The 26,368-nt window shown below is 73.9% G+C and carries 27 protein-coding genes; 15 read left to right on the top strand and 12 right to left on the bottom strand.

Going from position 1 to position 26,368, the window contains the following annotated elements; translation table 11 throughout:
* Positions 1-1,626, top strand: a complete 1,626-nt coding sequence (locus QFW77_RS16175; RefSeq protein WP_280575838.1) for an NAD(P)/FAD-dependent oxidoreductase — start codon at positions 1-3, stop codon at positions 1,624-1,626.
* Positions 1,627-1,741: 115 nt separating this feature from the next.
* Here the strand turns inward: QFW77_RS16175 and QFW77_RS16170 are convergent, their stop codons facing one another.
* The 11 genes from QFW77_RS16170 to QFW77_RS16120 form a co-directional block, all read right to left on the bottom strand.
* Entirely contained in the window at positions 1,742-2,209 is a 468-nt protein-coding gene (locus tag QFW77_RS16170; RefSeq protein ID WP_280575837.1) for a hypothetical protein, read from the bottom strand.
* Positions 2,210-2,282: 73 nt separating this feature from the next.
* Positions 2,283-3,017, bottom strand: a complete 735-nt coding sequence (fabG, locus tag QFW77_RS16165) for a 3-oxoacyl-ACP reductase FabG (protein ID WP_280575836.1) — start codon at positions 3,015-3,017, stop codon at positions 2,283-2,285.
* 43 nt (positions 3,018-3,060) lie between these two features.
* Positions 3,061-3,807 carry a hypothetical protein gene (locus QFW77_RS16160; protein WP_280575835.1) on the bottom strand — a complete coding sequence of 249 codons (747 nt, stop codon included), beginning with the start codon at positions 3,805-3,807 and terminating at the stop codon, positions 3,061-3,063.
* A gap of 193 nt (positions 3,808-4,000) precedes the next feature.
* The gene (locus QFW77_RS16155; protein WP_280575834.1) at positions 4,001-4,438 is read right to left on the bottom strand and encodes a hotdog family protein; all 438 of its coding nucleotides are present in this window, start codon (positions 4,436-4,438) and stop codon (positions 4,001-4,003) included.
* Positions 4,435-6,780 (bottom strand): MMPL family transporter, encoded by a 2,346-nt coding sequence (locus QFW77_RS16150; protein ID WP_280575833.1) that lies wholly within the window; start codon positions 6,778-6,780, stop codon positions 4,435-4,437. Before QFW77_RS16150 ends, QFW77_RS16155 begins: the two co-directional genes overlap by 4 nt.
* A 117-nt stretch (positions 6,781-6,897) precedes the next feature.
* Positions 6,898-7,482, bottom strand: a complete 585-nt coding sequence (locus QFW77_RS16145) for a LolA-related protein (RefSeq protein ID WP_280575832.1) — start codon at positions 7,480-7,482, stop codon at positions 6,898-6,900.
* Positions 7,463-8,476 carry a lysophospholipid acyltransferase family protein gene (locus QFW77_RS16140; protein WP_331487966.1) on the bottom strand — a complete coding sequence of 338 codons (1,014 nt, stop codon included), beginning with the start codon at positions 8,474-8,476 and terminating at the stop codon, positions 7,463-7,465. The genes QFW77_RS16145 and QFW77_RS16140 overlap by 20 nt, the downstream gene beginning before the upstream one ends.
* Positions 8,473-8,757 carry an ApeI family dehydratase gene (locus QFW77_RS16135; RefSeq protein WP_280575831.1) on the bottom strand — a complete coding sequence of 95 codons (285 nt, stop codon included), beginning with the start codon at positions 8,755-8,757 and terminating at the stop codon, positions 8,473-8,475. The genes QFW77_RS16140 and QFW77_RS16135 overlap by 4 nt, the downstream gene beginning before the upstream one ends.
* Before the next feature lie 112 nt (positions 8,758-8,869).
* Positions 8,870-9,619: a lysophospholipid acyltransferase family protein gene (locus QFW77_RS16130; RefSeq protein ID WP_280576125.1), complete on the bottom strand. Its 750-nt coding sequence runs from the start codon at positions 9,617-9,619 to the stop codon at positions 8,870-8,872.
* A gap of 68 nt (positions 9,620-9,687) precedes the next feature.
* Entirely contained in the window at positions 9,688-10,371 is a 684-nt protein-coding gene (locus QFW77_RS16125) for a COG4648 family protein (protein WP_280575830.1), read from the bottom strand.
* A gap of 94 nt (positions 10,372-10,465) precedes the next feature.
* Positions 10,466-10,735 (bottom strand): phosphopantetheine-binding protein, encoded by a 270-nt coding sequence (locus QFW77_RS16120; RefSeq protein ID WP_280575828.1) that lies wholly within the window; start codon positions 10,733-10,735, stop codon positions 10,466-10,468.
* A gap of 110 nt (positions 10,736-10,845) precedes the next feature.
* Here QFW77_RS16120 and QFW77_RS16115 point away from each other — a divergent pair, with 110 nt between their 5' ends.
* The 8 genes from QFW77_RS16115 to QFW77_RS16080 all read left to right on the top strand — a co-directional run bounded on the left by QFW77_RS16115 (position 10,846) and on the right by QFW77_RS16080 (position 17,071).
* Positions 10,846-12,213 (top strand): NAD(P)/FAD-dependent oxidoreductase, encoded by a 1,368-nt coding sequence (locus QFW77_RS16115; RefSeq protein WP_331487965.1) that lies wholly within the window; start codon positions 10,846-10,848, stop codon positions 12,211-12,213.
* Positions 12,210-13,208 carry a chorismate transformation FkbO/Hyg5 family protein gene (locus QFW77_RS16110; RefSeq protein WP_280575827.1) on the top strand — a complete coding sequence of 333 codons (999 nt, stop codon included), beginning with the start codon at positions 12,210-12,212 and terminating at the stop codon, positions 13,206-13,208. The genes QFW77_RS16115 and QFW77_RS16110 overlap by 4 nt, the downstream gene beginning before the upstream one ends.
* A gap of 81 nt (positions 13,209-13,289) precedes the next feature.
* The gene (locus tag QFW77_RS16105) at positions 13,290-13,538 is read left to right on the top strand and encodes a hypothetical protein (protein ID WP_280575826.1); all 249 of its coding nucleotides are present in this window, start codon (positions 13,290-13,292) and stop codon (positions 13,536-13,538) included.
* A 76-nt stretch (positions 13,539-13,614) separates the two neighbouring features.
* On the top strand, positions 13,615-14,226 hold the full coding sequence (locus tag QFW77_RS16100) for a DJ-1/PfpI family protein (protein ID WP_280575825.1): 612 nt from the start codon (positions 13,615-13,617) through the stop codon (positions 14,224-14,226).
* Positions 14,227-14,455: 229 nt separating this feature from the next.
* A complete protein-coding gene (locus tag QFW77_RS16095) occupies positions 14,456-14,824 on the top strand; it encodes a YciI family protein (RefSeq protein WP_280575824.1) in 369 nt (122 codons plus the stop codon).
* A gap of 60 nt (positions 14,825-14,884) precedes the next feature.
* Complete coding sequence (gene hemB / locus QFW77_RS16090; protein ID WP_280575823.1) at positions 14,885-15,877, top strand: porphobilinogen synthase; 993 nt, start codon at positions 14,885-14,887, stop codon at positions 15,875-15,877.
* Positions 15,878-15,944: 67 nt separating this feature from the next.
* Complete coding sequence (aroE, locus tag QFW77_RS16085; RefSeq protein ID WP_280575822.1) at positions 15,945-16,808, top strand: shikimate dehydrogenase; 864 nt, start codon at positions 15,945-15,947, stop codon at positions 16,806-16,808.
* Between the two features lie 8 nt (positions 16,809-16,816).
* Positions 16,817-17,071, top strand: a complete 255-nt coding sequence (locus tag QFW77_RS16080; protein WP_280575821.1) for a YkgJ family cysteine cluster protein — start codon at positions 16,817-16,819, stop codon at positions 17,069-17,071.
* Between the two features lie 253 nt (positions 17,072-17,324).
* Here the strand turns inward: QFW77_RS16080 and QFW77_RS16075 are convergent, their stop codons facing one another.
* Positions 17,325-17,870 (bottom strand): gamma carbonic anhydrase family protein, encoded by a 546-nt coding sequence (locus QFW77_RS16075; protein WP_280575820.1) that lies wholly within the window; start codon positions 17,868-17,870, stop codon positions 17,325-17,327.
* A 224-nt stretch (positions 17,871-18,094) separates the two neighbouring features.
* On the opposite strand from QFW77_RS16075, the gene QFW77_RS16070 reads away from it, so the two are divergent.
* The 6 genes from QFW77_RS16070 (at position 18,095) to QFW77_RS16045 (ending at position 26,340) form a co-directional block, all read left to right on the top strand.
* On the top strand, positions 18,095-19,498 hold the full coding sequence (locus tag QFW77_RS16070; protein ID WP_280575819.1) for a coniferyl aldehyde dehydrogenase: 1,404 nt from the start codon (positions 18,095-18,097) through the stop codon (positions 19,496-19,498).
* 81 nt (positions 19,499-19,579) lie between these two features.
* Entirely contained in the window at positions 19,580-19,750 is a 171-nt protein-coding gene (locus QFW77_RS16065) for a hypothetical protein (RefSeq protein ID WP_280575818.1), read from the top strand.
* Positions 19,751-19,793: 43 nt separating this feature from the next.
* On the top strand, positions 19,794-20,468 hold the full coding sequence (locus tag QFW77_RS16060; RefSeq protein WP_280575817.1) for a type IV toxin-antitoxin system AbiEi family antitoxin domain-containing protein: 675 nt from the start codon (positions 19,794-19,796) through the stop codon (positions 20,466-20,468).
* Between the two features lie 286 nt (positions 20,469-20,754).
* On the top strand, positions 20,755-21,528 hold the full coding sequence (xth, locus tag QFW77_RS16055; protein ID WP_280575816.1) for an exodeoxyribonuclease III: 774 nt from the start codon (positions 20,755-20,757) through the stop codon (positions 21,526-21,528).
* A gap of 96 nt (positions 21,529-21,624) precedes the next feature.
* Positions 21,625-24,024 (top strand): winged helix-turn-helix domain-containing protein, encoded by a 2,400-nt coding sequence (locus QFW77_RS16050; RefSeq protein ID WP_280575815.1) that lies wholly within the window; start codon positions 21,625-21,627, stop codon positions 24,022-24,024.
* Between the two features lie 123 nt (positions 24,025-24,147).
* Positions 24,148-26,340: a hypothetical protein gene (locus tag QFW77_RS16045; RefSeq protein WP_280575814.1), complete on the top strand. Its 2,193-nt coding sequence runs from the start codon at positions 24,148-24,150 to the stop codon at positions 26,338-26,340.
* Positions 26,341-26,368: the final 28 nt, after the last annotated feature.

Raw genomic sequence — 26,368 nt, 5'->3', positions numbered from 1 at the left:
ATGCAGCGCAGCGCCACCGATGCGGACGTGCTGATCCTGGGTGGCGGGCTGGCGGGACTGACCCTGGCGATCCAGCTGCTGCGAAACGACCCGGAGCTGCGGGTGGCGGTGCTCGAGCGCCGCCCCCACCCGGTGCGCGAGGCCGCCCACAAGGTCGGCGAGTCCACGGTCGAGATCGGCGCCCACTACTTCGCCGAGGTGCTGGGCCTGCGGGCGCACCTGGACGACGAGCAGATCCGCAAGTTCGGCTTCCGCTTCTTCTTCTCCGACGGCCGCGGGGACGTCGACGCCTGCACCGAGCTCGGCGTCAGCCGGCTGCTGCCGACGCCTTCGTGGCAGATCGACCGCGGCCGCTTCGAGAACTTCCTGGCCGAGCGCGCGCGCGCGCTCGGCGCCGACTTCCGCGACGGCGCGGTGGTGCGGGCCATCGACATGGCCGAACCGGGCAGCGAAGCCCCGCACCGGGTCGGCTTCGTCCATGCCGGGGTCGAGGCCGAACTCGCCGCGCGCTGGGTGGTCGACGCCAGCGGCCGCGCCGGGCTGCTCAAGCGCAAGCTCGGCCTGGCCGAATCCAACGGCCACGACGCCAACGCGGTGTGGTGGCGGGTGGAAGGCCATGTCGACCCCAACGCCTGGTCCACCGATCCGGACTGGCTGGGGCGCTGCACGCCGCCCGACCGCTGGCGCTCCACCAACCACATGTGCGGCCCGGGCTACTGGTTCTGGCTGATCCCGCTGTCTTCGGGCTCGCATTCGCTGGGCATCGTCTGCGATGCGAAGATGCATCCGCTCGAGCGCATGAACACGCACGAGCGGGCCACGGCGTGGCTGCGCGAGCGCCAGCCGCGCGTGGCCGCCGCGCTGGAGGCGCACACGCTGCAGGATTTCCTGTTCCTGCGCCGTTTCTCCTACGGCTGCAGGCAGGTGTTCTCCGCGGACCGCTGGGCCCTGACCGGCGAAGCCGGCCTGTTCCTGGATCCGTTCTACTCGCCGGGCAGCGACTTCATCGCCATCGCCAACACCTACATCTGCGACCTGATCGCCAGGGACCGCGCCGGCCAGGAGTTCGCGCCGCACGCCGCGATCTACCAGCAGCTGTACTTCTCGTTCTACGAGAACACCATGACCCTGTATCAGGACCAGTACCCGCTGTTCGGCGACGAGCAGGTGATGCCGGTCAAGGTGATCTGGGACTACACCTTCTACTGGGCGCTGCTGGCGCCGCTGTTCTTCGCCGGCCGGCTGACCGATCTGGCGATGCTCGGGCGGCTGCGCGGCGATCTCGCCACCGCCAGCGCGCTCAACCTGGCCATGCAGGCGCTGCTGCGCGACTGGGGGGCACGCAACGACGGCGCCGCGCCGCCCGCGGCGCGGCTGCTCGACCAGTTCCACATCGACTGGTTCCACGAGATGAACCGCGCCCTCGGCGACCGCCTCGAAGACGACGCCTTCGCCGCGCGCGTCGCCGGCAACGTCGCGCGCATGCGCTGGCTGGCGGCGGAGATCCTGGCGCGGGTCCGCCGCGACCACCCGGGCCTCGACGGCCACGGGCTGGATGCGCTGCTCGGCGACGGGCCCCGGAGCCCGCCGTCGCTCACGCCGCCGTGGTACGCCGACGCGGCCTGAGCGGCGCAGTGCGACGGGGACCGGACCGCTGCTGACCCTGTTCGTGGGCAGCTCACGGCGCCAGCCGGAGCTGCCCGACCCGGCACCACCGCGCCGTAGCGCCGCGGCGGCCGGCTCACTCCTGCGGCGGCGTGGCCGGCGCGGTCTCGGGCGGCGGATTCGGCACGTGGATCGCGATGCCGCTGGCGTACTTCTGCCTGGGGCTGATGTTCACCCCGACCCCCGCGCCGGTGAAGCTGCTGCCGCCGACCCGGCCGCCGCCGGCACCGACGCTGACGCCGCTGCCGCCGTAGCCGTCGGCGGTGCCCTGGAACAGCACCCCGTTGGCGCCGAGGCTGGCGGCCTCCTCGCGCAGCTTGCGCAGGATCGAGTCGGTCTTGTTCTGCTCGCCGTAGGTGAATGCGCCGCTGCTGGTCTCCAGGACGGCGATCTCCTCGTAGCCCCCGGGCGGCGGGCCGTGGTAGATCCGCACCTGGGCCGGGTCGATCGGCGGCCGTGGGGTGCCGGTGAGGACGTGGGAACTGGCGCAGCCGGCGGCCGCCAGCGCCAGCAGCAGGAGGAACGGAAGACGGATGGCGCGCATGTCGGATCCTCGCGGTAGGGCACCTGCGATCATCGCCCCGGCCAGCTGAAGCCAGCGTGCAGGCGCCGCCGGCTCAGCCCATCCCGCCGTTGATCCCGATCACCTGGCCGTTGATGTACCCGGCGGGGTCGGAGCAGAGGAAGGCGACCAGGGCGGCGACCTCTTCCGGGGTGCCGACGCGGGCGGCCGGCACCAGCTGCTTCACCTGCTCGGGCGGGAACGCACCGGCCGCCATCGCCCCGGCGATCACCCCCGGCGCCACCACGTTCACGCTGATCCCGCGCGAGGCCATTTCCCGCGCCAGCGAGCGGGACGCGCCGTGCAGGGCCGATTTCGCCGCGGCGTAGTTCGCCTGGCCGCGGTTGCCCAGCACCGCGGCGACGCTGGACACGCTGACGATCCGGCCCCAGCGGGTCCGCGCCATCGGCAGCAGCAGCGGCCGGGTGACGTGGAAGAAGCCGTGCAGCGACACGTCGATCACCCGGTGCCACTGCGCCTGGCTCATCCCCGCCATCGGCGCGTCGTCGTGGACGCCGGCGTTGTTGACCAGCACCTGCACCGGGCCGTGCTCCAGCAGGGCCTGCAACGCCGCATCGGCCGCGTCGCCGTCGGCCACGTCGAACGCGACCGCCTCGGCGCTGCCGCCGGACGCGTGGATCTGCGCCACCACCGCCTCGGCGCGGGCGCGGTTGGCGTTGGCGTGGACGATCACGTGGAGGCCGTCGGCGGCGAGCCGGCGGCAGATCGCACCGCCGATGTCGCCGCTGCCGCCGGTCACCAGCGCGCGCCTTGGGGGGTTGGCCGTCATGCCGCGATGCTAACCCGCCGCGGCGCGCGCCGGCAGCATCGCGTCAGTCCGGCAGTTCGTCGATCACCGTGCCGTCGGCCGCATAGAAGCGCATTGCCGGCGCGCCGGCCGCGCCCTCCACGGTCGCGCCCAGGCGCCGCTTGCCACGGGCGTCGTTGAACTGCAGCAGGGTCTGGTCCTGCGACCGATCGTCGGGGAAGCGCACGTTCCCCACGGTCATGCGGGCGACCCCTGGCGGATGGTCGGCGTTGAACTCGGCGATCCGCCGCTGCCGCTCCGGCTCGGGCAGTCCTTCGATCTCGGTCAGCAGGTCCAGGTAATCCTGGATCGGCCAGTCCGGCGGATCCCAGGTCTTGATGGTCGAGCCCTTGACGCTGCCGTAGTCGATCGCGTCGATCGCGAACATCTGGTCCTGGTCGTAGCCGTCGAAGGCCAGGTGACCCCAGCGCGAGATGTTGCCCTCGGCGTCCTTGCGTCCGCCGAAGGTCAGGCCGCCGCTCTCGGTGCCCTCGGCGTCGAAGAACAACGCGCCCGCGGTGTCGGAGGCCTTGCGGTCGGTGAAGTCGGGATACTCGTGGCCCTTGATGATGATGCCGGGGAAATGCCGGGTATTGCTGAGCACCATGCGCAAGGTGCCGTCGGGTTCGACGATGTTGATGCGCTGGACGGTGATCGTGTCGAATCGCGGACTGCCGTCCGATCCGGTGAAGCCGGTGAGCAGGGCTGCGATCACGCCGAGCGTCAGAACGCCCGAATAGGCGACGAGGCACTTCTGGCCATCGAGTTTCATGCTGGACTCCTGGTTGCGGGGGATCGCCGCACCAGGCGCGGTGCGGCCGCGGGAAGCGGCGCACACGGCGGCGGCACGCGGGCTTCCCGCACCAGACCTTAGGGCGAGCGCACCGGCCGTTCTGTGCAGCAGTGCGCGTGTCGGCCACCGCATGCGCGTAACGCGCCGGCGATCACAGCGAAAACGCGACGCGCTATTGCGGCAACGAGAGCACCACGGCGGCGCGGCCCTCGGCGAGGGTCGCGCCCTGGTGCACGACCCGGAACGCGTACTGCTGGCTGGCGGCGGTTTCGGCCAGCGCCTCGGCCTCGCATTCGAGCGGGCCCGGCAGGTCGTCGATCCGGCCCAGATGCAGGCGCACCTCGCGCAACGCCACCAGCATTCCGGGCGGCGCCGCGCCGCCGCGGTCGCGCGCGCGCAGGCCGCCGTGCACCGCCATCGCCTGCGCGCCGTATTCGCACAGGTGCACCGCGCGCAACCGGCCGGCGTCGCCGCGCAGCGGATGGTCCGGCGCGCGATGGCCGGCGGTGCGCAGGCGGATGCACGCCGCGTCCCAGTCCAGCACTTCGTCCCAGAGGCACATCGCGCCCTGGTGCGGGATCAGCGCGAGGATCTCGCTGCGGCCGATCATCCGCGCGGCTCCACGGCCGGATCGGGGGGCGGGCGCGCCACCAGCAGCGCCAGCACGAAGTTGGCGACCACGCCGATCCCGACGGTGGTGCCGATCGCGCGCAGCACCGGGATCGACGACAGCGCCAGCAGGCCGAACACCAGCGCGGTCATGGCCGCACAGACCAGCACCGCGTGCAGAGTCCGCAGCCGCTCCCGCGGCACGCCGCCGGCGCGCTCGAAGAACAGTGCGTAGTCCAGCCCGAGGCCGGCGGCCAGCACCAGCGAGACCAGATGGAACAGGTTGAGTTCGACCCCGAAGCCGCGCAGCAGCGCCAGGCTCAGCAGCAGGGTCAGGGCCATCGGCAGCAGCACCCGGCCGACCCGGCGCGGCGAGCGCAGCGCCACCCACACCGTGAGCGCCAGCAGCACCGCGGCCAGCGCCAGCGCACCCAGCACCTGACCGCGCCAGGCCGCCACCAGCGCCTCGGAGGTCTCCTTGAAGTCCAGCAGCCGCGCGCCACCCGCGGCGGCCATCGCCGCCACCGCGCCCGGGTCCTGCAGCCCGCCCAGGGTGACCAGCGCGGTGGCGCCCGCCGGGGTGTCCAGCAGCAGGCCGGAGACCGCCGCGTGCAGCGGAGTGCCGCCCAGGTCCGCGGGCCGCAGCGGCGCCGCGGTCCGGGCGGTCTCGATATCGGCCAGGAACGGCTCGAAGGCATCGGCGCGGAACGGGCTGCCCGCCAGCGCCCCGTCGAGCGCCTCGCGCAGGGCGGCCGGCGCGGGCAGGCGCGCCTGGCGCGCGCGCTGGGTGTCGGCGCTCGGCAGATAGCGTGCGGCCGAATCCCAGCCGGCGATGGCGCCTTCGTCCACCAGCGCATCGAGTGCCGGCTGCAACCGCTCCAGCGCCTGTAGCGCGGCCTCGGCGTCCGCGGCCTCCAGCGCCAGCAGGTAGCGGACGTCGGCGGCGCCCAGCTCGGTGCGCAGCCGGCCGTCCTCGGCCAGCGCGGCCTCCGGCACCGGGGTCAGCCGCGACAGGTCGTTCTGCCAGAAATCGCCGGGAGCGAACGCCGCGACCGCCGCGCAGACGAGCGCCAGCGACGCCAGCAGCGCGCCGGCAGCGCGCGGCCGCGGCAGCGCGTCGATGCGCGCGGCCAGGCGCCGCAACCACGGCGCATCGGCGACGTCGGCGCTGCGCGGTTCCAGCAGCGGCGGCAGCAGCACGCGCGTCGCCAGTGCCGCCGCCAGCAGCCCGGCGACCGTGAACACCGCCAGCTGGCGCAGACCGTCGACGCCGGCGACGAAGAACGACAGGTAGGCGATGCAGGTCGAGACCACGCCGGTCAGCAGGGTCGGCCAGATCGCGCGCGCCACCGCCGCCGGCGCGCGACCGCCGCGCAGGTGGCTGAACAAATGCACGGGATAGTCCTGGGCCACTCCGATCAGGGTGAAGCCGAACGCCAGGGTGATGCCGTGCATGCCGCCGAACAGCAGCGCCACCGCGGCCACGCCGGCCAGCGCCGCGGTCGCCAGCGGCAGCACCCCGAGCAGCAGCAGGCGGCCGCTTCGATACGCGAACCAGAACAGCAGGACCAGCCCGAGCGAGCCGATCGCACCGATGCGCGCCGCCTCGCCGGCGGTACGGCTGCCGATTTCGACCGAGAACGCGCCCGGGCCGGTCAGGGTCAGGGTGGCGCCGGTCGCGCCGGCGATCTCGGCATGGGCCGTGCGGATCGCCTCCACCACCGCGGCCTGCGCGGCCGGGTCGAAGCCGGCCGCGCCGCTGCGCGCCAGCAGCAGCGCCTCGCGCCCGCTGCTGTCGAACCAGACCCCGTGCAGGCGCTGCGGCGCCGCGGCCGGCTCCCAGGACTCGGCCAGCGCCAGGGTTTCCAGGGTCGGGTCGGACGGCAGCAGCGGTTCGACCAGGCCTGCCGCCGGCGAGCCGAGGTCCTGGAGCCGCGCCTCGAGCTGATCGCGCAGGAATGGGGCATCGAGCGCCTGGCGGTCCAGGGTCGGGGACAGCAGGTAGCGATAGGGGAGCAGGCGCGCGGGAATCGCCTCCAGCGCGCGGCCGGCCTCGGCACCGTTGGCGAGCAGGTCGAGGCGCGGGTCCTGCCGCAACGCCTCGCCCAGCGCCTGCGACTGCCGCGCCAGCTCGGCGGGCTCGGCGCCGGACAGCGCCAGCAGCAGCAGCCGCGAGCCCGGGCCGTCGCCGAGTTCGTCGATCAACAGCCGCTGCTCGGCGGTGCGCGGCTCGGGCATGAAGGCACGCAGGTCGCCCGACAGCTGCAGCCGCTGCGCCGCCCACGCGCCGGCCAGCGCCAGCAGCGCCAGCCACGCGAACGCCAGGGCGAGCCTAATCCGCATGGCAGGCCCGGTTGCCGCCTGCAGGGCCGTCCATGCTGCGGCGGCGGCCGCGGGCTCCGGAGCCCGCGCGGCCGCGCAGGCCCGGCGATCCAGGAACGGGGCGGCCGGCCAAGGGCGTCAGCCGCCGCGGCAGAGCGCTTCGAGCGCCGCGGCATCGGCCTGCGGGTCGGCGCTGCGCGCCGCGCCGGCCAGCAGCGTGCGCTGCAGTGCGCCCTCGCCCGGCAGCGTCTCGATGCAGCGCAGCTCGGCGCCGCGCCCGTACAGGTCGATCCTGCGCACGTTCGCGGCCAGCTCCGGATCCTTCGGCGTCAGCGTCATGGTCCAGCGTTCGCGCACGCCGCGGGTCCGAATCGCGTAATGCCGTTCCAGTTCGGCCACGTCGCCCGCCAGCAGCGCGCCGAAGCTCGCCTGCAGCGCGGCCAGTTCCGGGGCCCGCGAAAGCGAGAAGCTGCGCGGCGATCGCCCGGCGCGCTCGATGGTGGCGCGGCCGTCGCGGACGGTGGTGGTCTCGACGTAGGGCGAGCGCACCTCGCGGACCAGGGTGCGCGCGTCGGGGCGCAGGTATTCCCCGGTCACCCGCAGCGGCTCCTTGAGCATCGCCGAAGTGCGCACCTCGACGAACGAGGTGCGGGCCGGCGCGGGGCGCGCGAGCTTCTCCAGGATCCAGGCGCCGTCGAACCCGTCAGCCGCCGCCTGCGCCATCGCCCAGCACGGGACCAGCGCGCACAGCAGCGCCGCCAGCGCGCCCGCCCGGGCGCTCCGCTGCCGTCCTTTCGCCCTCGGCCCCGTCGCTGTCATCGTCGTGTCCCCAGAAATCGTAGAAGTTGAACCAGTTGTACGGTGCATCGCGGACGTGATGTTCAAGGCGCGCGGCGTAACGGCGGATGAGCGCAGGCAGCGCAGCGGCGCGCTCCCGGCGCGGCAGGTCGATGCCGTCGCTGAAATCCTCGAACCGCAGATCGTAGCGGTTGCCGCCGCGGTAGAGCCCGAACGCCAGCACCACCGGGATCTTCAGCACCGCGGCGATCTGCCACGGCGCCAGCGGAAAGCCGGCCGTGGCGCCCAGGAACGGCACCCCCACCGCCTTTTCGCCCGGCTGGGTGCGGTCCACCAGCAGGGCGACCAGCGCGCCCTCCGCGGCGGCCTGCTGGATCTCCAGCATGATCGCCGGCCCCGGCTGGCCGGCATCGATCACGGTCGCGGCGATGGCGGGGTTGAGCGCGTCGAGCACCTGCATCAGCGCGGCGCCGTGGCCCTTGTCCAGCACCACCCGCACCTTCTGCTCGGGGCGCTGGCGCGAGAGCACCCGCAGCACCTCGAAGCTGCCCAGGTGCGATCCGAACACCAGCACGCCACGGCCGCGGTCGAGCTGGGCGTGCAGCGCGTCCAGGCCGTCGATGCGGATGTCGAAGCGGCGCAGGTCCTCGCTGAGCATGAACACGCGATCGAGGATGGTCGCGGCGAAGGTGTGGATGTGGCGGACCACCTCGCGCCAGCCCGCCGGGCGCCCCAGCACCCGCGCGAGGTAGGCGCGCGAATCGCGGCGCTCGGCCGGCCGCCGCAGCAGGAAGTACAGCGCGATCGGATACAGCAGCAGCCGCGCGAAGGCGCGGCCTCCGCTGCGCGCCACGCTGCGGATCGCGGCGAGCGCCAGCCACCCGCCGCCCTCGCGGCGGCGCTTCCACTGCGCGCTCATGCCGCGGCCACTTCGCCGCTGGCCAGCGCCGTGCCGTCCTCGCCGAGCACCCGGAATCTCCAGCGCGCGGCGCCCGGGCGATCGAGTTCGATCCGCGCCACCTGCCCCGGCAGCAACGGCCGCAGGAACTTGACCTGCGGCAGCCGCAGCGCGCCGGTCGCGCCGTGTTCGGCCTCGATCGCCGCCAGCACCCGCTCCAGCAGCAGCACGCCGGGCACCACCGGCCGGCCGGGAAAGTGCCCGGCGAGGCTGGGATGGTCGGGCGGAATGCTGAACTGCATCGGGACAACCGGCACGCTGAGGCGCTGAAGGATACCGGAGCACGATGCCGATCGTGCCGCCATCGGGACAAACGCGGGCTCGCGGTGCGGCCGGAGCGACCCGCCCGCGCCGTCAGGCGCCCCGCAGCAGCGCCAGGACCGCCGCGCGCGCGCGTTCGGCCAGTGCCTGGCGGTCGTACGGCCCGGAAGCACCGGCCAGCGGCAGCGGCGCGCCGAAGCGCACCCTGATCGTGCCCGGCCGGACCCGGAACGCCCCTTCCGGCGGCAGCACCGCGCCGGCGCCCTCCAGGGCCACCGGCAGCACCTCCGCGCCGGCATCGATGGCGGCCTGGAACGCGCCCGGCTTGAACGGTGCCACGCCGCCGTCGCGGCTGCGGGTGCCCTCGGGAAAGACGCACAGGATCGCGCCGCCGCGGACCAGATCGGCGGCCCGGCGCAGGCTCGCGGTCGCGGCGCGGCGGTTGTCGCGGGGGATGAACACCATGCCCATCGCCCGCGCGTACCAGCCCACGAAGGGCACCTGGGCCATCTCCTGCTTGAGCAGGAAATGCAGCGGCACCGGCACCGCGCGGAACAGCGCGCAGATGTCGATCACCGACTCGTGGTTGGCCACCAGCACGTAGCGGCGGGTCCAGTCGACCCGCTCCAGGCCCTCCACTTCCAGCCGCGCGCCGGCGCCGCCGAGCAGCCCCGGCGCCCAGCAGCGCGACGCCATCCGCAGCGGCAGCCGCCGCGCCCCGCCGGAGAGCGCGTGCAACAGCAGCGCCAGGCAGATCCAGCCCGCGGTCCAGAACAGGGTGAAACCGAGCTGCACGCCGTTGAGCGCCAGCCACGGCCAGCGCCGCCATGCCGGCGGGGCGATCTGCAGGGATTCGATCCGTTCGCTCACCGCGCAAGCATAGCGCGCCGCGGCGGTTGCCCGGCCCGCATTCAGCGCATCAGGTCGCGCCAGAAGCCGGCGCCGAGGCCGCCCAGATGGCGCAGGAACTGGACGAAGCTGCGGTAGCGGCCCGGAAAACGCCGCTTGCGCAGCAGGTACTCGCCGAAGAAGAAGCCGCCGACGATGCCGTAGTTGAACAGGTTGGCGAACCACGACCACTGGGTGCGGGTGATGGTCCAGGGCGGCTGCACGCCGAGGCCCGCCAGCAGCCCGTCCGGCGTGGCGATCATCGCCAGGCCCAGGTTGACCAGCGCCAGCGCGCAGAGCAGCAGCGCCCAGGCCGCGGTCAGGCCGCGCGTGTAGGCGCGCAGGTCGGCCGGCAGCTGCGCCGGCTCGACCCGGTCCAGCGCCGCGACGATCCGCGCGATCAGCGGCGCACGCCCCGGCCGCAGGGTGCGGCCGAACACCCAGGCGATCAGGCCGATGAAGGCCACCGGCACCAGCAGCAGCGGCAGTGGCGCGTGGCCAGCGCGGAACAGCGCCCACGCCCCGGCCAGCAGCAGCGGCAGCGCCAGCCACGCGCCGATGCGCCGCGCCGCCAGCGGCGCCGCCAGCACCAGCAGCACCAGCACCACCAGCGCGCCCAGCGCCAGCGGCTCGCTGTCGAACGCGCTGGCCAGGTGGGCGAGCAACGCGTAGCCCAGGGCCAGGACGATCTCGAGGATCAGCAGCATCCGCGGTCCCCCGGCGTCGCGGCACCCGGCGAGCGCGGCGGAGTGGCTGCAGCACCGGTTCCGCCCGGGCCGCGCCGGCCGCGGGGCATGCGGCTCACGTCGTCCGTTGCTGCTCGACGTGCGCGGAGAGCGCGCGCAGCGAGGCGAAGATCCGCAGGTTCTCCTCGTTGTCCGAGCGCAGCTGGAAGCCGTAGCGCTTGCTGATCGCCAGCGCCAGCTCCAGCGCGTCGATCGAGTCCAGCCCCAGCCCGGTGTTGAACAGCGCCGCCTCCGGATCGATCTGCGAGGCCTCGACGTCCTCCAGGTTCAGGCTTTCGACCAGGAGTTCGGCCAGTTCGCGTTCGGCGGGCGTTTGGGTGGGCATGCTCGGTTCCGTCTGGGTGAATGGCGGCGCGGCGGGCCGCTCCGGCGTTCGCCGGGCCCGCGCTATGATGCGCGCCCCGAATCATGGCATGGGCCGGCGGTCACGGCGAGATGGCGAACGCGAACCTTCCCGACGGCACCGCCGCTGGCGCCGGCACCGGCACCGGCGGGGTCGACGTGGTGGTGATCGGCGGCGGCCCGGCGGGCAGCACCGCCGCGGCGCTGCTGGCCCGCCGCGGCTGGCGCGTCGTGCTGCTGGAGAAGGATGCCCACCCGCGTTTCCATATCGGCGAATCGCTGCTGCCGATGAACCTGCCGATCCTCGAGCGCCTGGGCGTGCTGGAGCAGGTGCGCGCGATCGGCGTGCACAAGGCCGGGGCCGACTTCCCGCTGGCCGGCGGCGAGCGCACCCACGTGTTCCGCTTCTCGCGGGCGCTGTCGCCGCAGTACGACCATGCCTTCCAGGTGCGGCGCGCGCAGTTCGACCAGCTGCTGTTCGCGCATGCGCGCGAGTGCGGCGTGGATGCGCGCGAGCGGGTGCGGGTCGAGCGGGTGGAGTTCGGCGCGGACGGCCGGCCGGCGACCGTGCATGCCCGCGCCGCCGACGGCGCCGCGCTCGCCTTTCGGCCGCGCTACCTGGTGGACGCCAGCGGCCGCGACACTTTCCTGGGCAACAAGCTCAAGCTCAAGCGCCGCAACCGCAGGCACCAGTCGGCGGCGATCTTCAGCCATTTCCGCGGCGTCGAGCGCCGCCCCGGCGAGGATGCCGGCAACGTCACCGTGGACCGCTTCGAGCACGGCTGGTACTGGCTGATCCCGCTGCCCGGCGACGAGATGAGCGTCGGCGCGGTGTGTTCCCCGGAATACCTCAAGCAGCGCCGCGGCGACAACGAATCGTTCCTGATGCAGACGCTGGCGGCGCGGCCCTCGGTCTGGAAGCGGATGCAGGGCGCCGAGCGCATCGCGCCGGTGCACGCCACCGGCAACTACTCGTACGCATGCACCCGCATGTCCGGTCCGGGCTGGGTGATGGCGGGCGACGCCTACGCGTTCGTCGACCCGGTGTTCTCGGCCGGCGTGTACCTGGGCATGCACAGCGCCGAGCATGCGGCGGAGCTGGTCGACGGCGCCCTGCGCGACGGCCGCCGCGAACGTGCGCTGCAGCGCGCCATGGAGAAGCGCCTGAACCGCGGCCTGCGCCGCTTCTCGTGGTTCATCTACCGCTTCACCACGCCGGTGATGCAGCGGATCTTCTCGGCGCCCCGCAACGACTGGCAGCTGGAGCAGGCGGTGATCTCGATGCTGGCCGGCGACGTCTTCGACAACCGCGCGGTGCTGTGGCGGTTGCGCGCCTTCCGGCTGGTCTACGCGCTCAACACCATCGCCATCGCGCCGCAGGCGCTGCGCGGCTGGTGGCGGCGGCGGCGGGCCAGCGCCGCGGCCTTTTCCGGCGAGACCCTGCACGAGGGCAATCCGTGAGCCGTCCGTTCTCGGTGCCCGGCGAGGAACCGGCGCGCCTGCAGGTCGACTACGTCGATGCGGACAGCCCCGACCCCTTGCTCGGCGACGAGGTGCTGGCGGTGCTCGGGTTCGGCCGCGCGGCGCCTGCCGGCGACGACCCCCGCTACCTGCGCGTGCCGCTGCAGCCGCACGGCGGCGCCCCGCTGGAGGTCTGGCGCGCCAATGCGCCGGTGCGCAGCGGCCGCGAGGGCGGGATCGCCTGGGCCAGCGACGGCCACCTGGGTTTCGGCGCGATCGAGGTCGAGGAAGGCCCCGGCGGGATCGCCGAGGCGGCACGCCGCGGCTACGCCGCGCTGACCCGCTTCGTCTCGGCGGGCGACACCCCGCACCTGCTGCGGATCTGGAACTACCTGGACGCGATCACCCAGGGCGAGGGCGATGCCGAGCGCTACCGCCAGTTCTGCCTGGGCCGCGCCACCGGCCTGGGCTCGTTCGACACCGGACGGCTGCCGGCCGCCACCGCGATCGGCCGCTGCGACGATGCCCGCGTGGTCCAGATCTACTGGCTCTCGGCGCGGGCGCCGGGCACGCCGCTGGAGAATCCGCGCCAGCTCAGCGCCTACCGCTATCCACGCCAGTACGGGCCGCAGTCGCCCAGTTTCGCCCGCGCGATGCTGCCGGCCGACGGCCATGCGATGCCGCTGCTGCTGTCGGGCACCGCCAGCATCGTCGGCCACGTGTCCCAGCATGCCGGCGAACTGCAGGCGCAACTGGACGAGACCTTCGCCAATTTCGACGCGCTGCTGGGCGCGGCGCGCGCGGCGCGCCCGTCGCTGCCGGCGCGCTTCGGCGCCGGCACCCGGCTCAAGGTCTACGTGCGCGACCGCGAGGACCTGCCGCTGGTGCAGCGCGCGCTCGACGAGCGCTTCGGCGGCAGCGTGCCCCGGGTCCTGCTCCACGCCGCGATCTGCCGCCGCGAGCTGGCGGTGGAGATCGACGGCGTGCACAGCTGAGGCGCCCGCTGCGGGTTCTCCACGCCCCGCGGCCCCGCTCTGGATTATCCTGGCCGTCTACGCAAACGCGGGAGAGACACCATGGGTCTGATCAGTCTGCTCTGGGGCATCGTGGCGATGCTGTGGATGATCGTCGCGCTGTTCCCGCTGTTGGGATGGGGCAACTGGTTCCTGATCCCGTTCGCCGCGATCGGCGCGATCATCGCCGCGATCGGCATCGCCCTGACCTCGCCGCAGAACCGCGGACGCGCCAAGACCGGCCTGCTACTGAACGGTATCGTGATCGTGGTCGGCGTGTTCCGGCTGGTGCTGGGCGGCGGGATCATCTGATCCGCCGCGCGGGCGGCGACAGGCTCGGTGCGATGCCCGCGCCCGCCGCCATCGAGTCAGCCGTCGGGAACGCCGCGTGAAGCGGAACGTCGCGATCCTGGTGTTCGAGGACGCCGAGGTCCTGGACTTCGCCGGTCCGTTCGAAGTGTTCGCGGTCAGCTCGCAGTTGAACGCCGGCCGCGGCTTCGACGTCGGGCTGGTCGCCGAGCACCGCTCGCCGGTGCGCGCGATGAACGGCATGACCGTGGTTGCGAACTGGACCTGGGAGGACATGCCGGCGCCGGACGTGCTGGTGGTCGTCGGCGGCCGGGGATCGCGCCAGGCGATGGCACATGCGCCGCTGCGCGCCTGGGTCGCGCAGGCGGCCGCCGCGGCCGAGGTGGTGCTGTCGGTCTGCGGAGGCGCGCGCATCGTCGGCGCGCTGGGCCTGCTCGACGGTCGCCAGGCCACCACCCACCGCCAGGCCTTCGACGAGCTGCAGGCGATCGCACCCGCCGCTCTCCTGCGCCGCGACGCACGCGTCGTCGATGCCGGCAGGATCGTCACCACCGGCGGGATCAGCGCCGGGATCGATGGAGCGCTCCACGTGGTCTCGCGGCTGCTGGGGGAACCGGTGGCGCAGCGCACGGCCGCCTACATGGAGTACGCCTGGGACCCCGCATGCGCCGTCGTCGCCCCGGTGCAGTGACGCGGCTCCGCCGGTCGTGGCCGCCGGGCCATTTCCGCGGGACGAACGTCGCCGGTCGCGGGGCGAACGGACGGCGCACGTTGCGCAGGAATGCGCGCGAGCCTAGCGTGCCCGGGCGGCAACGGCTCATCGCCACTTCGCCGGCGCCCTGCCGGCCGGTCTTGCGCCGGCGCGGCGCCTGCAGCGGCGGCCGTTTCCTGCGCTCGTTTCCCCAAAGGAGAGCCCTCCCATGATGTCGACGATCGGCATGGCAAGCCTGCTGTTTCTGGTGATCTACGGACCGGGCCCGGCGTGGGAGCCCGGCAAGCCGACCCGCGAGCAGCCCCTGCAGGAACACGGGAGCTACATGCTGGACCTGTACGAGCAGGGGGTGCTGCGGGAAGCCGGGGGCTTCGCCGACGCCGACGGCGGCGCCGCGGTGATCCATGCCGCGGACGAGCGCCAGGCCCGGGCGATGCTCGATGCCGATCCGGTGATCGAGCGTGGCGTGATGACCTACACCCTCAGGCAGTGGGCCCCGCAGGACTGGCAGGCGATCGGCGAGCGCCGCAGGGCGCGACGGGCGCAGCAGGCGTCCGCGCCAGCTCCGCAGGACTGAACGCCGACGCGCGCCGGCGGCGGCCGGCCGGGGACGGCGGGGCGGCCTTACAATGGCGCGATGAGCCGACTGCCGATCCGCCCCAGGCGCATGCGCCGCGACGATTTCTCGCGGCGGCTGATGCGCGAGCACACCTTGACCTGCGACGACCTGATCTGGCCGGTGTTCGTGCACGAGCGCGAGGGCAGCGCCGCGGTGCCGTCGATGCCGGGGGTCGAGCGGGTCTCGGTCGACGAGCTGCTGCGCCTGGGCGAGCAGGCCTGCGCGCTGCGCATCCCGGCGCTGGCGCTGTTCCCGGTGACCGCGCCGGAGGCCAAGACCCTGGACGCGGCCGCGGCCTGGGCCGAGGACGGCCTGGTGCAGCGGGCGGTGCGCGCGCTCAAGGAGCGCTTCCCGGAGCTGGGCGTGATCACCGACGTGGCGCTCGATCCGTACACCGCCCACGGCCAGGACGGGCTCACCGACGACAGCGGCTACGTGGTCAACGACGCCACCGTCGACGCGCTGGTGAAGCAGGCGCTCTCGCACGCCGCCGCCGGCGCCGACGTGGTCGCGCCCAGCGACATGATGGACGGGCGCATCGGCGCGATCCGCGACGCGCTGGAGCGCGAAGGCCTGGTCCACACCCGCATCCTCGCCTACGCCGCCAAGTACGCCTCGGCGTTCTACGGCCCGTTCCGCGACGCGGTCGGCTCGGCCGCGGCCCTCGGCAAGGCCGACAAGGCCAGCTACCAGATGGATCCGGCCAATGCCGACGAGGCCCTGCGCGAGGTGGAACTCGACCTCGCCGAGGGCGCCGACATGGTGATGGTCAAGCCCGGCCTGCCGTACCTGGACGTCGTGCGCCGGGTGAAGGACGCCTTCGGCGTGCCCACCTTCGCCTACCAGGTCAGCGGCGAGTACGCGATGCTCAAGGCCGCCGCGCAGCAGGGCTGGCTGGACGAGCGCAGCTGCGCCCTGGAGACGTTGCTGGCGTTCAAGCGCGCCGGCGCCGACGGCGTGCTGACCTACCACGCGCCCGACGCGGCGCGCTGGCTGCGCGAGCTGGCCTAGCGGCGCCGCCGGCTCGTTGCTCCCGGTGCGGGTTAGACTGGCCGCAGCCCGAGCGACGAGCAGTCCGATGAACCAGAACGATCCCGCTACTCCCCTCCGGTTCGCCGTCTTCGGCCACCCGGTCGCGCATTCGCTGTCGCCGCGGATCCACGCCGCGTTCGCGCGCGAGCAGTCGATCGCACTCGAGTACACCGCGATCGACGCGACCGCCGAAACCTTTCCCGACGCGCTCGCGCGTTTCGCCGCCGCCGGCGGCGCCGGCGCCAACGTCACCCTGCCGCTGAAGCAGCAGGCCGCGGCGCTGTGCGGCAGCCTCGGCGACGGCGCGCGCCGCAGCGGCGCGGTCAACACCCTGGTGCGCAGCAACGGCGGCTGGCACGGCGAGAACACCGACGGCCGCGGGCTGGTGCGCGACCTCACCGGGCGCCACGGGCTCGACCTGCGCGAGCGCCGCACCCTGATGATCGGCGCCGGCGGCGCCGCGCGCGGCGTGGCGCCGGCGCTGCTCGAGGCCGGCATCGGCGAGCTGTTCGTGGTCAACCGCACCCCCGAGCGCGCCGACGCCCTGGCCGATGCGCTGGGCGAGCCGGGACGCGTACACCCGCGCTACTTCGCCGACCTCGGCACCCTCGGCGAGTTCGACCTGATCGTCCACGCCACCTCGGCACCCCGCGACGCCGGGCTGCCGGCGCTGCCGATGTCGCTGGTCGGCACCCGCGCCGCCGCGGTGGACCTCAACTACGGCGAGGTGGCGATCCCGTTCCTGGCCTGGGCCCGCGCCGCCGGCGTGCGCGACGCCATCGACGGGCTGGGCATGCTGGTGGAACAGGCGGCGGAGAGCTTCCGCCTCTGGCACGGCCGCCGCCCATCCACCGACGAGGTCTACGCCGCCCTGCGCGAGCGCTACGCGGCGCTGGTCACCGCGGACTGAGCCGGCCGATGGACTGCCGCGCCGGCTGCGGCGCCTGCTGCATCGCGCCGTCGATCACCTCGCCGATCCCCGGCATGCCGCACGGCAAGCCGGCGGGCATCCCCTGCGTGCAGCTGGACGACGGCTACCGCTGCCGGCTGTTCGGCCGCCCGGAACGGCCGGCGTTCTGCGCCTCGCTGCGCCCGTCGCAGCCGATGTGCGGCGGCAGCCGCGGCGAGGCATTGGCGATGCTGGCGGAGCTGGAGGCGGCCACGCTTCCCTGACCGATCGCGCAGGATCGGCCACAGGCCCGACCCGAAGCGCGCGCGGGCGCTCTCACCCCCCCGCAGGAGCGTGCCATGCACGCGAAAGCCGGCGCGGTGGCCGACCCCCGGCATCACCGCCAACCCGACAGAAGCCTCCCCCCGGCCTGCGCGGCCGACCCGGCCGGAGCCTCTCCCGGCCCTGGCGACCGACCCGGCCGGAACCGCCTGTGCCGGCTCCTGCGCACGCCTGGATGCCGACCGGTCCGGGTGGTCAGGCGCCGGCGAAGCCGGCCAGGTACTCGTCCTTGAGCCGCACGTAGTGGGCCGCGCTGTAGTGCAGGCCCTCGATTTCGGCGTCGCTGAGCGTGCGCAGCCGGCGCGCCGGATTGCCCACCCACAGTTCGCCCTCGCCGACGGTCTTGCCGGGCGGCACCAGCGCCCCGGCGCCGACGAAGCCGTGCCGCTCCACCACCGCGCCGTCGAGCACGATCGCGCCCATCCCGATCAGCGCCGCATCGCCGATCCGGCAGGCGTGGATCACCGCCTTGTGGCCGATGGTGACGTCCTCGCCGATCACCGTGGCGAAACCGCCCAGCCTGGCGTGCGGGCCGTCGTGGCTGACGTGGATCACGCAGCCGTCCTGGACATTGCTGCGCGCGCCGATCCGCACGAAGTTGACGTCGCCGCGGATCACCGTGAGCGGCCACACCGAGACGTCGTCGCCGAGCGCGACCTCGCCGATCACGGTGGCGGCGGGATCGACGTAGACCCGTTCGCCGAGTTCCGGGCGCCTGTCGCGGTAGGGGCGGAGGTTCATATGGGCATGCACGCTGCGGGACCGCCCCAGCTTACCGGACCGGCATCCCCGGCCCGCCCCCGGCACACCGCCGCCGCGCGGTTCCCCGAAGACCGCCGGCATCTCCGGCCGGGTGGGCGGTGACGCCCGGTACGACCCGCAGGCTTTCGCGTGCATGGCACGCGCCTACGGGGGCGGCCGTTCCACGCCTGCGCCACCGGCTGCGCCGCGGCTACACTGCCGCCATGCCGACCCACCCGGACACGCCGGTCGAGGAACTCCAGCCCACCCTGGCGCGGCTGCGCGCGGCGTGGCGCGCGCGCAAGCCGGACCGGACCCAGCGCGGCGACGACCTGGCGCGGCTGCGCACCGCGCTCAAGGACCGCCTCGACGCGATGGCCGCCGCGATCTCGGCGGATTTCGGCCACCGCTCGACCCACGAATCGCTGATCGCCGACGGCCTGACGGTGCTGTCCGAGATCGACCGCCTGCGCGGCCACCTGGGGCGCTGGATGAAGCCGCGCCGGGTCGGCGCGGGCTGGCGGCTGTGGCCGGCGCGGGCCGAAGTGCGGATGGAGCCGGTGGGCGTGGTCGGCGTGATCTCGCCGTGGAACTACCCGGTGAACCTGGCGCTGATCCCGCTGGCCACCGCGATCGCCGCCGGCAACCACGTCTACCTCAAGCCCTCGGAACTGACCCCGCGCACCACCGGCTTGCTGCGCGAGCTGCTGGCCGAGGCGTTCCCGCCCGACCGCGTGGCGGTGGCGCAGGGCGGCAGCGACACCGGCGCCGCGTTCGCGGCGCTGCCCTTCGACCACCTGGTGTTCACCGGTTCCACCGCGGTCGGGCGCAAGGTGATGGCGGCGGCCGCCGCCAACCTCACCCCGCTCACCCTCGAACTCGGCGGCAAATCCCCGGCGATCGTCTGCGCGGACTTCCCGCTGGAGCAGGCCGCGGCGCGGCTGGCCACCGGCAAGTGGTTCAACGGCGGCCAGACCTGCATCGCCCCGGACTACGTGCTGGTGGACGCGGCGCGGCGCGATGCCCTGGTCGAGGCGCTGCGGCGCGAGGCGCGCGCGCGCTATGCCGGCGCGGGCGCGGCCGCCGACTACACCCGCATCGTCAGCCCGGCGCACGCCGACCGGCTGCAGGGGTATCTCGACGATGCGGCGCGGCGCGGGCTGGCCACCGTGACCCTGGCGGAGATCGACGGCGAACGCGCGCTGGCGCCGACCGTGGTGCTCGATCCGCCCGACGACGCGCCGCTGATGCAGGAGGAGATCTTCGGCCCGATCCTGCCGGTGCGCGGCTACGCGACCCTGGACGAGGCGATCGCCTTCGTCGCCGCCCGCGACCGTCCGCTGGCGCTGTACCCCTTCAGCCGCGACCGGGACAGCGTCGAGCGCATCCTCGACGGGATCCTGGCCGGGGGCGTCACCGTCAACGACACCCTGCTGCACTTCGGCGCGGGCGCGTTGCCGTTCGGCGGCATCGGCGCCAGCGGCATGGGCGCCTACCACGGCCGCGCCGGCTTCGACGCGATGAGCAAGGCCCTGCCGATCCTCTGGCAGCGCCGCCTGGCCGCCAGCGATCTGCTCAAGCCGCCCTACGCCCGCATCGACCGGCTGATCCGCAGGCTGGTGCGCTGAGGTCGCGGTCGCGGCAGCGCGACGTCGTGGCCGCGGTCATCGCCGCCGCCTGCGGGCTGGGGACGAGCGTGGTCGATCGTCGTGGCCAATACCCATGGCGGCGCGAACCGCCCGGTCCCGTTCCTCTGGGTGACCGACGATCGGATGCACAACCGCGACTACGAGGAATTCTGGCAATGCCTGGCGCGGGTCGTGGCGCTTTGCGGGCCCGAGACCACGCCCCAGGGCAGCCCGAAGTTCGGATTTGGCTGACCTCTCCCTAGCGAGATGGCCGCACCGATCCGCCGGCGCGGGAATGTGGTATAAAACCTCGGCAGATATTGGTTTCGGCCAAGGTTTTGTATCAATGCCCGCCGCTCCGGCCAGTACCCAACGCGAACAGGCCCTCTCGCTGCTGCAACGCCGCGGGATGATGCGCCTGCGCGAGTTCGGCGAAGCCGGGGTGACGGCCACGACCGTTTCGCGCCTTGAGCGGGACGGCGCCATCGTGCGACTGGCACGAGGCCTGTACCAGCTTGCCGACGCGGATCTCGACCAGCAGCACACGCTGGCGGAAGTGGCCAAGCTGATCCCGAGGGGAGTCGTCTGCCTGACCTCGGCGCTGGCCTTCCACGGCCTGACCGACCAGCTGCCCGCCCGGGTGTGGGTGGCGCTGGACAGGAAGGACTGGCGCCCCCGCATTGCCTACCCTCCGGTCCGGATCGTCCGCTTCCCTGCCGAACAGCTGGCGGCCGGCGTCGAGCGCCACCTCATCGAAGACATCCCGGTGTCGATCTTCGGCGTCGCCAAGACCGTCGCCGACCTGTTCCGCTATCGCCGCACGGTCGGCGAGGCCGTGGTGATCGAGGCACTCCGGGCAACGCTGCGCCAGCGCAAGGCCACCCCGGCCGACATCGCCGGATTCGCCAAGCAGGCGGGCGTCTGGAAGACCATGCAGCCCTACCTGACCACGCTGACTTCCGATGGCTAGGCCCCCGACCAACATCGCGGCATCGGTACGCGCGCGAGACGCAGCGGCCGCTGGACCAGCTGCTGGCGCGCTACGCGTTGCGATCCGGGGTTCGGAATGGCACCGATGGGACCCGCACATCCATGCGCCCGGTACCGTGCTCGACAATCAGTTCGGCGCTGTCGACCCTGGATTCGGTCCGGGTCCCCGCTGAACTGGCATGACCGTAGAAGATTGGGGGTACGTGTGGAGTATCGCGGCAACTCCTGAGATTAAAAACAAGCAAGTTCAATAGGTTAAGTGGTCTATGAAAATCGCCAGCTGGAACGTCAATTCGCTCAACGTGCGCCTGCCGCACCTGGAACAGTGGCTGCGCGATGCGGCGCCCGACGTGGTCGGGCTGCAGGAAACCAAGCTCGAGGATCCGAAGTTCCCCGACGCGGTGCTGGCCGGGCTCGGCTACCGCAGCGTGTTCCACGGCCAGAAGACCTACAACGGAGTGGCGATCCTGGCGCGCGAGCGGGCGATCGAGGACGTGCAGATGGGCATCCCCGGCTTCGAGGACGACCAGAAGCGGGCGATCGCCGCGACCGTCGACGGCGTGCGCATCGTCAACCTGTACGTGGTCAACGGCCAGGACGTCGGCACCCCCAAGTACGCCTACAAGCTGCGCTGGCTGGACGCGGTGCACGACTGGGTGGCGCGCGAGCTGGCCGCCCATCCGAAGCTGGTGGTGCTGGGGGATTTCAACATCGCGCCGGACGCGCGCGACGTGCACGACCCGACGGTCTGGAACGACGACCATATCCTCACCTCCAGCGCCGAGCGCGCGGCGCTGCAGCGGCTGCTGGCGCTGGGGCTGCACGACGCGTTCCGCCTGCACAGCGAGGAGGCCGGGATCTTCAGCTGGTGGGACTACCGCCAGGCCGCGTTCCGCCGCGGCATGGGCCTGCGCATCGACCTCACCCTGGTGTCCGAGGCGCTCAAGCCGCTGGCGGTCGCGACCGGCATCGACCGCGAGCCGCGCACCTGGGAACGGCCCAGCGACCACGCACCGGCGTGGGTGCAGCTGGGGGGATAGCCGCCGCGCCATGCTTCGCCGGTTCGCTCCCGACACGTCGGCGACCCGGAGACCGGGAGCGTGCCGCCTGCCCGGAGCGTCGCGGCCCCGGCGGCCATGAGCCGGTTCGCATTCGGACCCTGCGTGCTCGATACCGCCAGGCGGGAACTGCTGCGCGACGGCAGACCGGTCGCGGTGTCGCGGCGGGCCTTCGACTGCCTGTCCCATCTGGTGCAGCACCGCGGTCGCGACGTCGGGCGCGACGAGCTGGTGGCCGTGGTGTTCCGGCGCCCGGATGTGTCCGATGTCCAGCTGGGCCAGATCGTGCTGCTGGCGCGGCGCGCGGTGGGCGACGACGGCGGGGCGCAACGGTTCATCAGAACCGTGCCCAGGCGCGGATTCCGCTGGGTGGCCGAGACCCGCGTGCCCGAGACCGCGGTGGCACCGGCAGCGGCCTCGGCGCCCCGCCCCGAACCGGCGCCGGCCGCGCCGGCCCCGGCCGCCGCAACGCGCCGGCCGCGCCTGGCGCCGGTCCTGCTGGTGGCGGGGGCGGTATTGGTGGCGGGCTGGGTGGCCACGCTGGCCTGGAACCCGCCTGCACGCCGGCATCCGGTGGCCGCACCGCGCCCGGTTTCGGGGCCGGCAGCCGCTGCCGATCTGGTGCTGGTGCTGGTGCTGCCCGCACGGCTCGACGCCGGGGAAGAGGCACGGTGGATGCGGCTGGGCCTGATGGACTACCTGGCCGACCGCCTGCGGCGGGCCGGGCTGGCGGTGGCCCCCTCCGAGACCGGCGTGCGGGTGTCGGAGCGGACCGATGCCGCTGCCCGCAACGCCGCCGCCGCCGGCAATCTCGACAGCGCGGCGCTGTTGCGCCGGTCGGGCGCCGGGCTGCTGCTGGAAAGCCGGGTTCGCCCCACCCGGGGCGGCTGGCGGGTGGACCTGGCGGCGGCGGCAGCCGATGGCGTGGTCCAGCGCGCGCGCGGGGACGGCCCCGGCCCCATCCCCGCCGCGCGCACCGCCGCCGACCGCCTGCTGGCGGCACTGGGGCGGGCCCCACCCGGTGGTGCGGATGAATCCCCGCCGGAGCTGGAAGAGCGACTGCTGCGGGCCCAGGCCGCGACGCTGGCCAATCGCCTCGACACGGCGCGCGAGATCCTGCGCGCGGCACCGGAGCTGCAGCGCCAGGCTCCGCAGCTGCGCTATCGGTTGGCCCAGGTGGATTTCCACGCCGGCCGCTACGTCCACGCACTGACGGAGCTGGACCGGTTGCTGGCGCTTCCCGGCCTCGACGGCCCGCTCAGGACCCGCCTCCACAACGCCCGCGGCGCCAACCTGATCCGCCTCAACCGCCACCGCGAGGCGCGGCGCGAGTTCGACCGCGCCATCGCGCTGCTGGAAACGTCGCCAGATCCGCCCGAACTCGGCAAGGCGCTCAACGGCCGCGGCATCACCCGGCTGGTCCTGGCCGACTTCGAAGGCGCCGCCGCCGACCTGGGCCGGTCGCGGATCCTGCTGGTGAACGCCGGCGACGTGGTCGGCGCCGCGCGCGCCGATGCGAACCTGGGCCATCTCGAGCGGCGCCGCGACCGGCCCCACCAGGCGCTGGAGCACTTCCTGCGCGCCGCCGCGGAGTTCGAGTCGCTGGGCTCGGTGAACGACCTGATGAGCATGCGCTCGATGGTGGTGGACGGGCACCTCGGCCTGCTGCAGAACCGGCTTGCCGAGCGCGCCAGCGCCCACGCCGTCGCGCTGCGCCCGCGGCTGGCGGATGTGGTCCAGTTGGCCATGGTCGACCTCGACCGGGCCCGCGCACTGCTGCGCGTGGGCCGGCTGGGCGAGGCCGCGCGGCTGCTCGCGGCGCCGGCGCCGGACAGCCGGCCCGACGACTCCCTGGGCGACCTGGCGAAGCTGCTGCAGGTGGAGCTGGCGATGCAGGCCGGCCGCCACGCCGCGGCGACGCGGCTGGCCGATGCCGCGCGGCGCGAACGCCCGGCGGAAGGCCCGTCGGTGCAGGACTGGCTGGCGCTGCGGCGCGAACAGGCGGCGCTGGCCGCCGAGCTGCCCAGCCTGCCGGACGCTGGCGATGGCCCGGCCGCGGACTCCGTCGCCGGGTGGCTGACCCGCGCGGTCCGCCTGCGTCGCCAGGGGGAAGCGGCCGGCGCCGAGGCGGCCTACCGCGAAGCCCTGGCGCTGGCCGACCGCGGCGGCGTGCCCCGCGATCTGGTCGAGGTGGCGATGGACCAGGTCCCCTGGGCGATCGAGCGTGGGCGCCTGGACGAGGCGCTCGCGCTGGCCGGGCGGGTCGCGCCGTGGGCGCAGCAGGATTTCGATGCGGCCGTGCTGCAGCTGCACGTGCAGCACGCCCTGGGCGATCCGCACGCGTGGCGCAGCGCCCTGGAGCACGCCCTGGCGCTGGCCGGGGAGCGGCGGATCCCGCCGCAGCTGCTCTCGCCGCCACCCGGCCCGCGGGCCCAAGGGATTGATCCGCAGGGGATCTCGCCCGGGGTAACGAAGTAATCACCGAACTGGAATGCGAGCCCCGGCGGCCGCGTGCGATGGATGCGCTCGCGCCCGGCCCCCGCCGTGCGTCCGCGGCGGGGTTCCACCGTCACGGTCCTTCGAACCGGAGACGTACGCACCATGAAGTCGAATTTCCCGGCCCCGGCGACGGTCGCCGCATCCGCCACGCCGCTCGGCCGCGCCGCGGTCGTGCGCCGCGCGCGCCGCCCCTTGTCCGTCGCCCTGGCGGTGGGCCTGCCCCTCGCATTCGCCGGCCCCGCCTGGGCCGTGCCCACCGGCGACGCCCCCGCGACCGCCCCGCAGGAGCCCGCCGCGTCGAGCGCCTCGGCCACGGAAGCCGAGCCGGCCGCTGAAGCGGCCGCCGCGCCCGAAGCCGACCCCGAGAGCATCGAGGCCGCGGAGCGCTATTTCCAGGCCAACGGCGACGCCGACGGGGGCGACGACGCGCTCGCCCTCGGCGACTACGCCGTCGCGATCGGCGCCAGCAGCCTCGCCCTGGGCCAGCACGCCCTGGCGCTCGGGCATCTGTCGGCCGCGCTCGGCGATTTCAGCACCGCCATCGGCTACGGCACCAGCAGCAACGGCACCTCGTCGGTCGCCCTCGGCGGCTACACGGTGCTGCCCGAGTACAACCCCCAGCCCGGGCTGCCGCCCCCGCCGATGCTGGAGATGGTGACCTCGGCCAACGGCGAGAACGCCACCGCGGTGGGGCCCGGGGCGATCGCCGACGGGCTGGCGTCGCTGGCGCTGGGCGCGGGCGCCGAGGCCACCGGCGGGATCTCCACCGCGATCGGCCTGCGGGCGCAGGCGGCCGGCGATTTCTCGATCGCCCTGGGCGGCTGGAGCCTGGCCGAAGGGCTGGGCGCGACCACCGTCGGCGTCGCGTCCCAGGCGCTCGGCAGGGACGCCACCGCGGTCGGCGCGGGATCGTTCGCCGACGGACAGGACGCGTCCGCGTTCGGCACCGCGGCCTACGCCAACCAGAGCAGCCTCGCGGCCGGCCCGGCCGCGCGGGCCGAGGGCCTGGTCTCGACCGCGGTGGGCCCCGGCGCCAGCAGCTACGGCCTGCATGCGATCGCGCTCGGCAGCGCATCGCAGGCCTACAGCGACTTCGCCCTGGCGAACGGGTTCCATTCGGTGGCGCGGGGGACCGCGAGCGTGGCCATCGGCGAGTACGCGATCACCGGCGGGTACCTGCCCGCGCCGCCGGAGCCGCCGGACGACGGCGAGCCGCCCTGCTGGATCTGCCCGCCCGAAGGCGCCGGCGGCAGCGGCGACGACCTGGCGCCGGCCGAGGCGCACCGGGCGATCGCCATCGGCCGGTTCTCGCAGGCCTACACGGACGACAGCATCGCGCTGGGTTCGTTCACCCTGGTCTCGGCCGAGAACAGCGTGGCGCTGGGGTCCGGCTCGCACGCCGATCGCGACAACGTGGTCTCGGTGGGCGCGTCCAGCCGGTGGTACGGCAATGGCGACGATGGCCTGTGGCGGGACCCGATCCAGCGCCAGATCATCAACGTGGCCGCGGGCACCGAACAGCACGACGCGGTGAACGTGGCCCAGCTCGGCCAGTTCGCGCCGGTGCTCGGCGGCGGCGCGACGCTGGCGGACGGCGTGCTCACCCTGCCGAGCTACACCATCCAGGGCCGGGCCTATTCCGACATCGGCGCGACCTTCGGCGCGATCGACGGCCGCCTGAGCAGCCTGCAGGCCGCCATCGACGGCGTCGAACCCGTGCCCGGACCACCCGGCCCCCCGGGGCCGCCCGGACCGCCCGCGCCGGGCAGCGACGGCATCGCCTACGACGACGACGGGAAATCCACGCTCACCCTGGAAGGCGAAGCGGGCACCCGCGTGCGCAACGTCGCCGACGGCACCGCCGCGACCGATGCCGTCAACCGGCGGCAGATGGACGCCGGCGACGCCGCCACCCTGACTTCGGCGCGCGAGTACGCCGACGCGGGTGCGGCCCGCACCCTGTCCTCGGCGAAGGCCTACACCGACCAGCGCTTCCAGGCGCTCAACGACGATTTCCTGCGCCTGGAGGAGCAGGTCGGCAGCCGGCTGGATCAGCAGGACCGGCGCATCGACCGGCTCGGCGCCATGAGCACGGCGATGATGAGCATGTCGATCAACGCCGCCAACGGCCGCAGCGAACGCGGCCGCATCGCCGTGGGCGCGGGCTGGCAGGGCGGCCAGAGCGCGCTGTCGCTCGGCTACGCCAAATCGATCGGCCGGGCGTCCATCAGCTTCGGCGGCGCCTTCACCGACGGCGAGAGTTCCGCCGGCGTCGGCTTCGGTTTCGATCTCTAGCGGCTCCGCCGCTTCCATCGTCCCCCGC

It is taken from the genome of Luteimonas endophytica, from assembly GCF_029887875.1.
Classification (GTDB): domain Bacteria; phylum Pseudomonadota; class Gammaproteobacteria; order Xanthomonadales; family Xanthomonadaceae; genus Luteimonas; species Luteimonas endophytica.
Note: the sequence above shows the minus strand (reverse complement) of the source record. Positions and strands in the feature narration are given on the sequence as shown.

Coding starts and splice junctions, on each gene's coding strand:
- QFW77_RS16175 (WP_280575838.1), top strand. CDS start 1: ATGCAGCGCAGCGCCACCGATGCGGACGTGCTGATCCTGGGTGGCGGG.
- QFW77_RS16170 (WP_280575837.1), bottom strand. CDS start 2,209: ATGCGCGCCATCCGTCTTCCGTTCCTCCTGCTGCTGGCGCTGGCGGCC.
- fabG (WP_280575836.1), bottom strand. CDS start 3,017: ATGACGGCCAACCCCCCAAGGCGCGCGCTGGTGACCGGCGGCAGCGGC.
- QFW77_RS16160 (WP_280575835.1), bottom strand. CDS start 3,807: ATGAAACTCGATGGCCAGAAGTGCCTCGTCGCCTATTCGGGCGTTCTG.
- QFW77_RS16155 (WP_280575834.1), bottom strand. CDS start 4,438: ATGATCGGCCGCAGCGAGATCCTCGCGCTGATCCCGCACCAGGGCGCG.
- QFW77_RS16150 (WP_280575833.1), bottom strand. CDS start 6,780: ATGCGGATTAGGCTCGCCCTGGCGTTCGCGTGGCTGGCGCTGCTGGCG.
- QFW77_RS16145 (WP_280575832.1), bottom strand. CDS start 7,482: ATGGCGCAGGCGGCGGCTGACGGGTTCGACGGCGCCTGGATCCTGGAG.
- QFW77_RS16140 (WP_331487966.1), bottom strand. CDS start 8,476: ATGAGCGCGCAGTGGAAGCGCCGCCGCGAGGGCGGCGGGTGGCTGGCG.
- QFW77_RS16135 (WP_280575831.1), bottom strand. CDS start 8,757: ATGCAGTTCAGCATTCCGCCCGACCATCCCAGCCTCGCCGGGCACTTT.
- QFW77_RS16125 (WP_280575830.1), bottom strand. CDS start 10,371: ATGCTGCTGATCCTCGAGATCGTCCTGGCCCTGGGCTACGCGTTGCTC.
- QFW77_RS16120 (WP_280575828.1), bottom strand. CDS start 10,735: ATGCCCACCCAAACGCCCGCCGAACGCGAACTGGCCGAACTCCTGGTC.
- QFW77_RS16115 (WP_331487965.1), top strand. CDS start 10,846: ATGGCGAACGCGAACCTTCCCGACGGCACCGCCGCTGGCGCCGGCACC.
- QFW77_RS16105 (WP_280575826.1), top strand. CDS start 13,290: ATGGGTCTGATCAGTCTGCTCTGGGGCATCGTGGCGATGCTGTGGATG.
- QFW77_RS16095 (WP_280575824.1), top strand. CDS start 14,456: ATGATGTCGACGATCGGCATGGCAAGCCTGCTGTTTCTGGTGATCTAC.
- hemB (WP_280575823.1), top strand. CDS start 14,885: ATGAGCCGACTGCCGATCCGCCCCAGGCGCATGCGCCGCGACGATTTC.
- aroE (WP_280575822.1), top strand. CDS start 15,945: ATGAACCAGAACGATCCCGCTACTCCCCTCCGGTTCGCCGTCTTCGGC.
- QFW77_RS16080 (WP_280575821.1), top strand. CDS start 16,817: ATGGACTGCCGCGCCGGCTGCGGCGCCTGCTGCATCGCGCCGTCGATC.
- QFW77_RS16075 (WP_280575820.1), bottom strand. CDS start 17,870: ATGAACCTCCGCCCCTACCGCGACAGGCGCCCGGAACTCGGCGAACGG.
- QFW77_RS16070 (WP_280575819.1), top strand. CDS start 18,095: ATGCCGACCCACCCGGACACGCCGGTCGAGGAACTCCAGCCCACCCTG.
- QFW77_RS16060 (WP_280575817.1), top strand. CDS start 19,794: ATGTGGTATAAAACCTCGGCAGATATTGGTTTCGGCCAAGGTTTTGTA.
- xth (WP_280575816.1), top strand. CDS start 20,755: ATGAAAATCGCCAGCTGGAACGTCAATTCGCTCAACGTGCGCCTGCCG.
- QFW77_RS16050 (WP_280575815.1), top strand. CDS start 21,625: ATGAGCCGGTTCGCATTCGGACCCTGCGTGCTCGATACCGCCAGGCGG.
- QFW77_RS16045 (WP_280575814.1), top strand. CDS start 24,148: ATGAAGTCGAATTTCCCGGCCCCGGCGACGGTCGCCGCATCCGCCACG.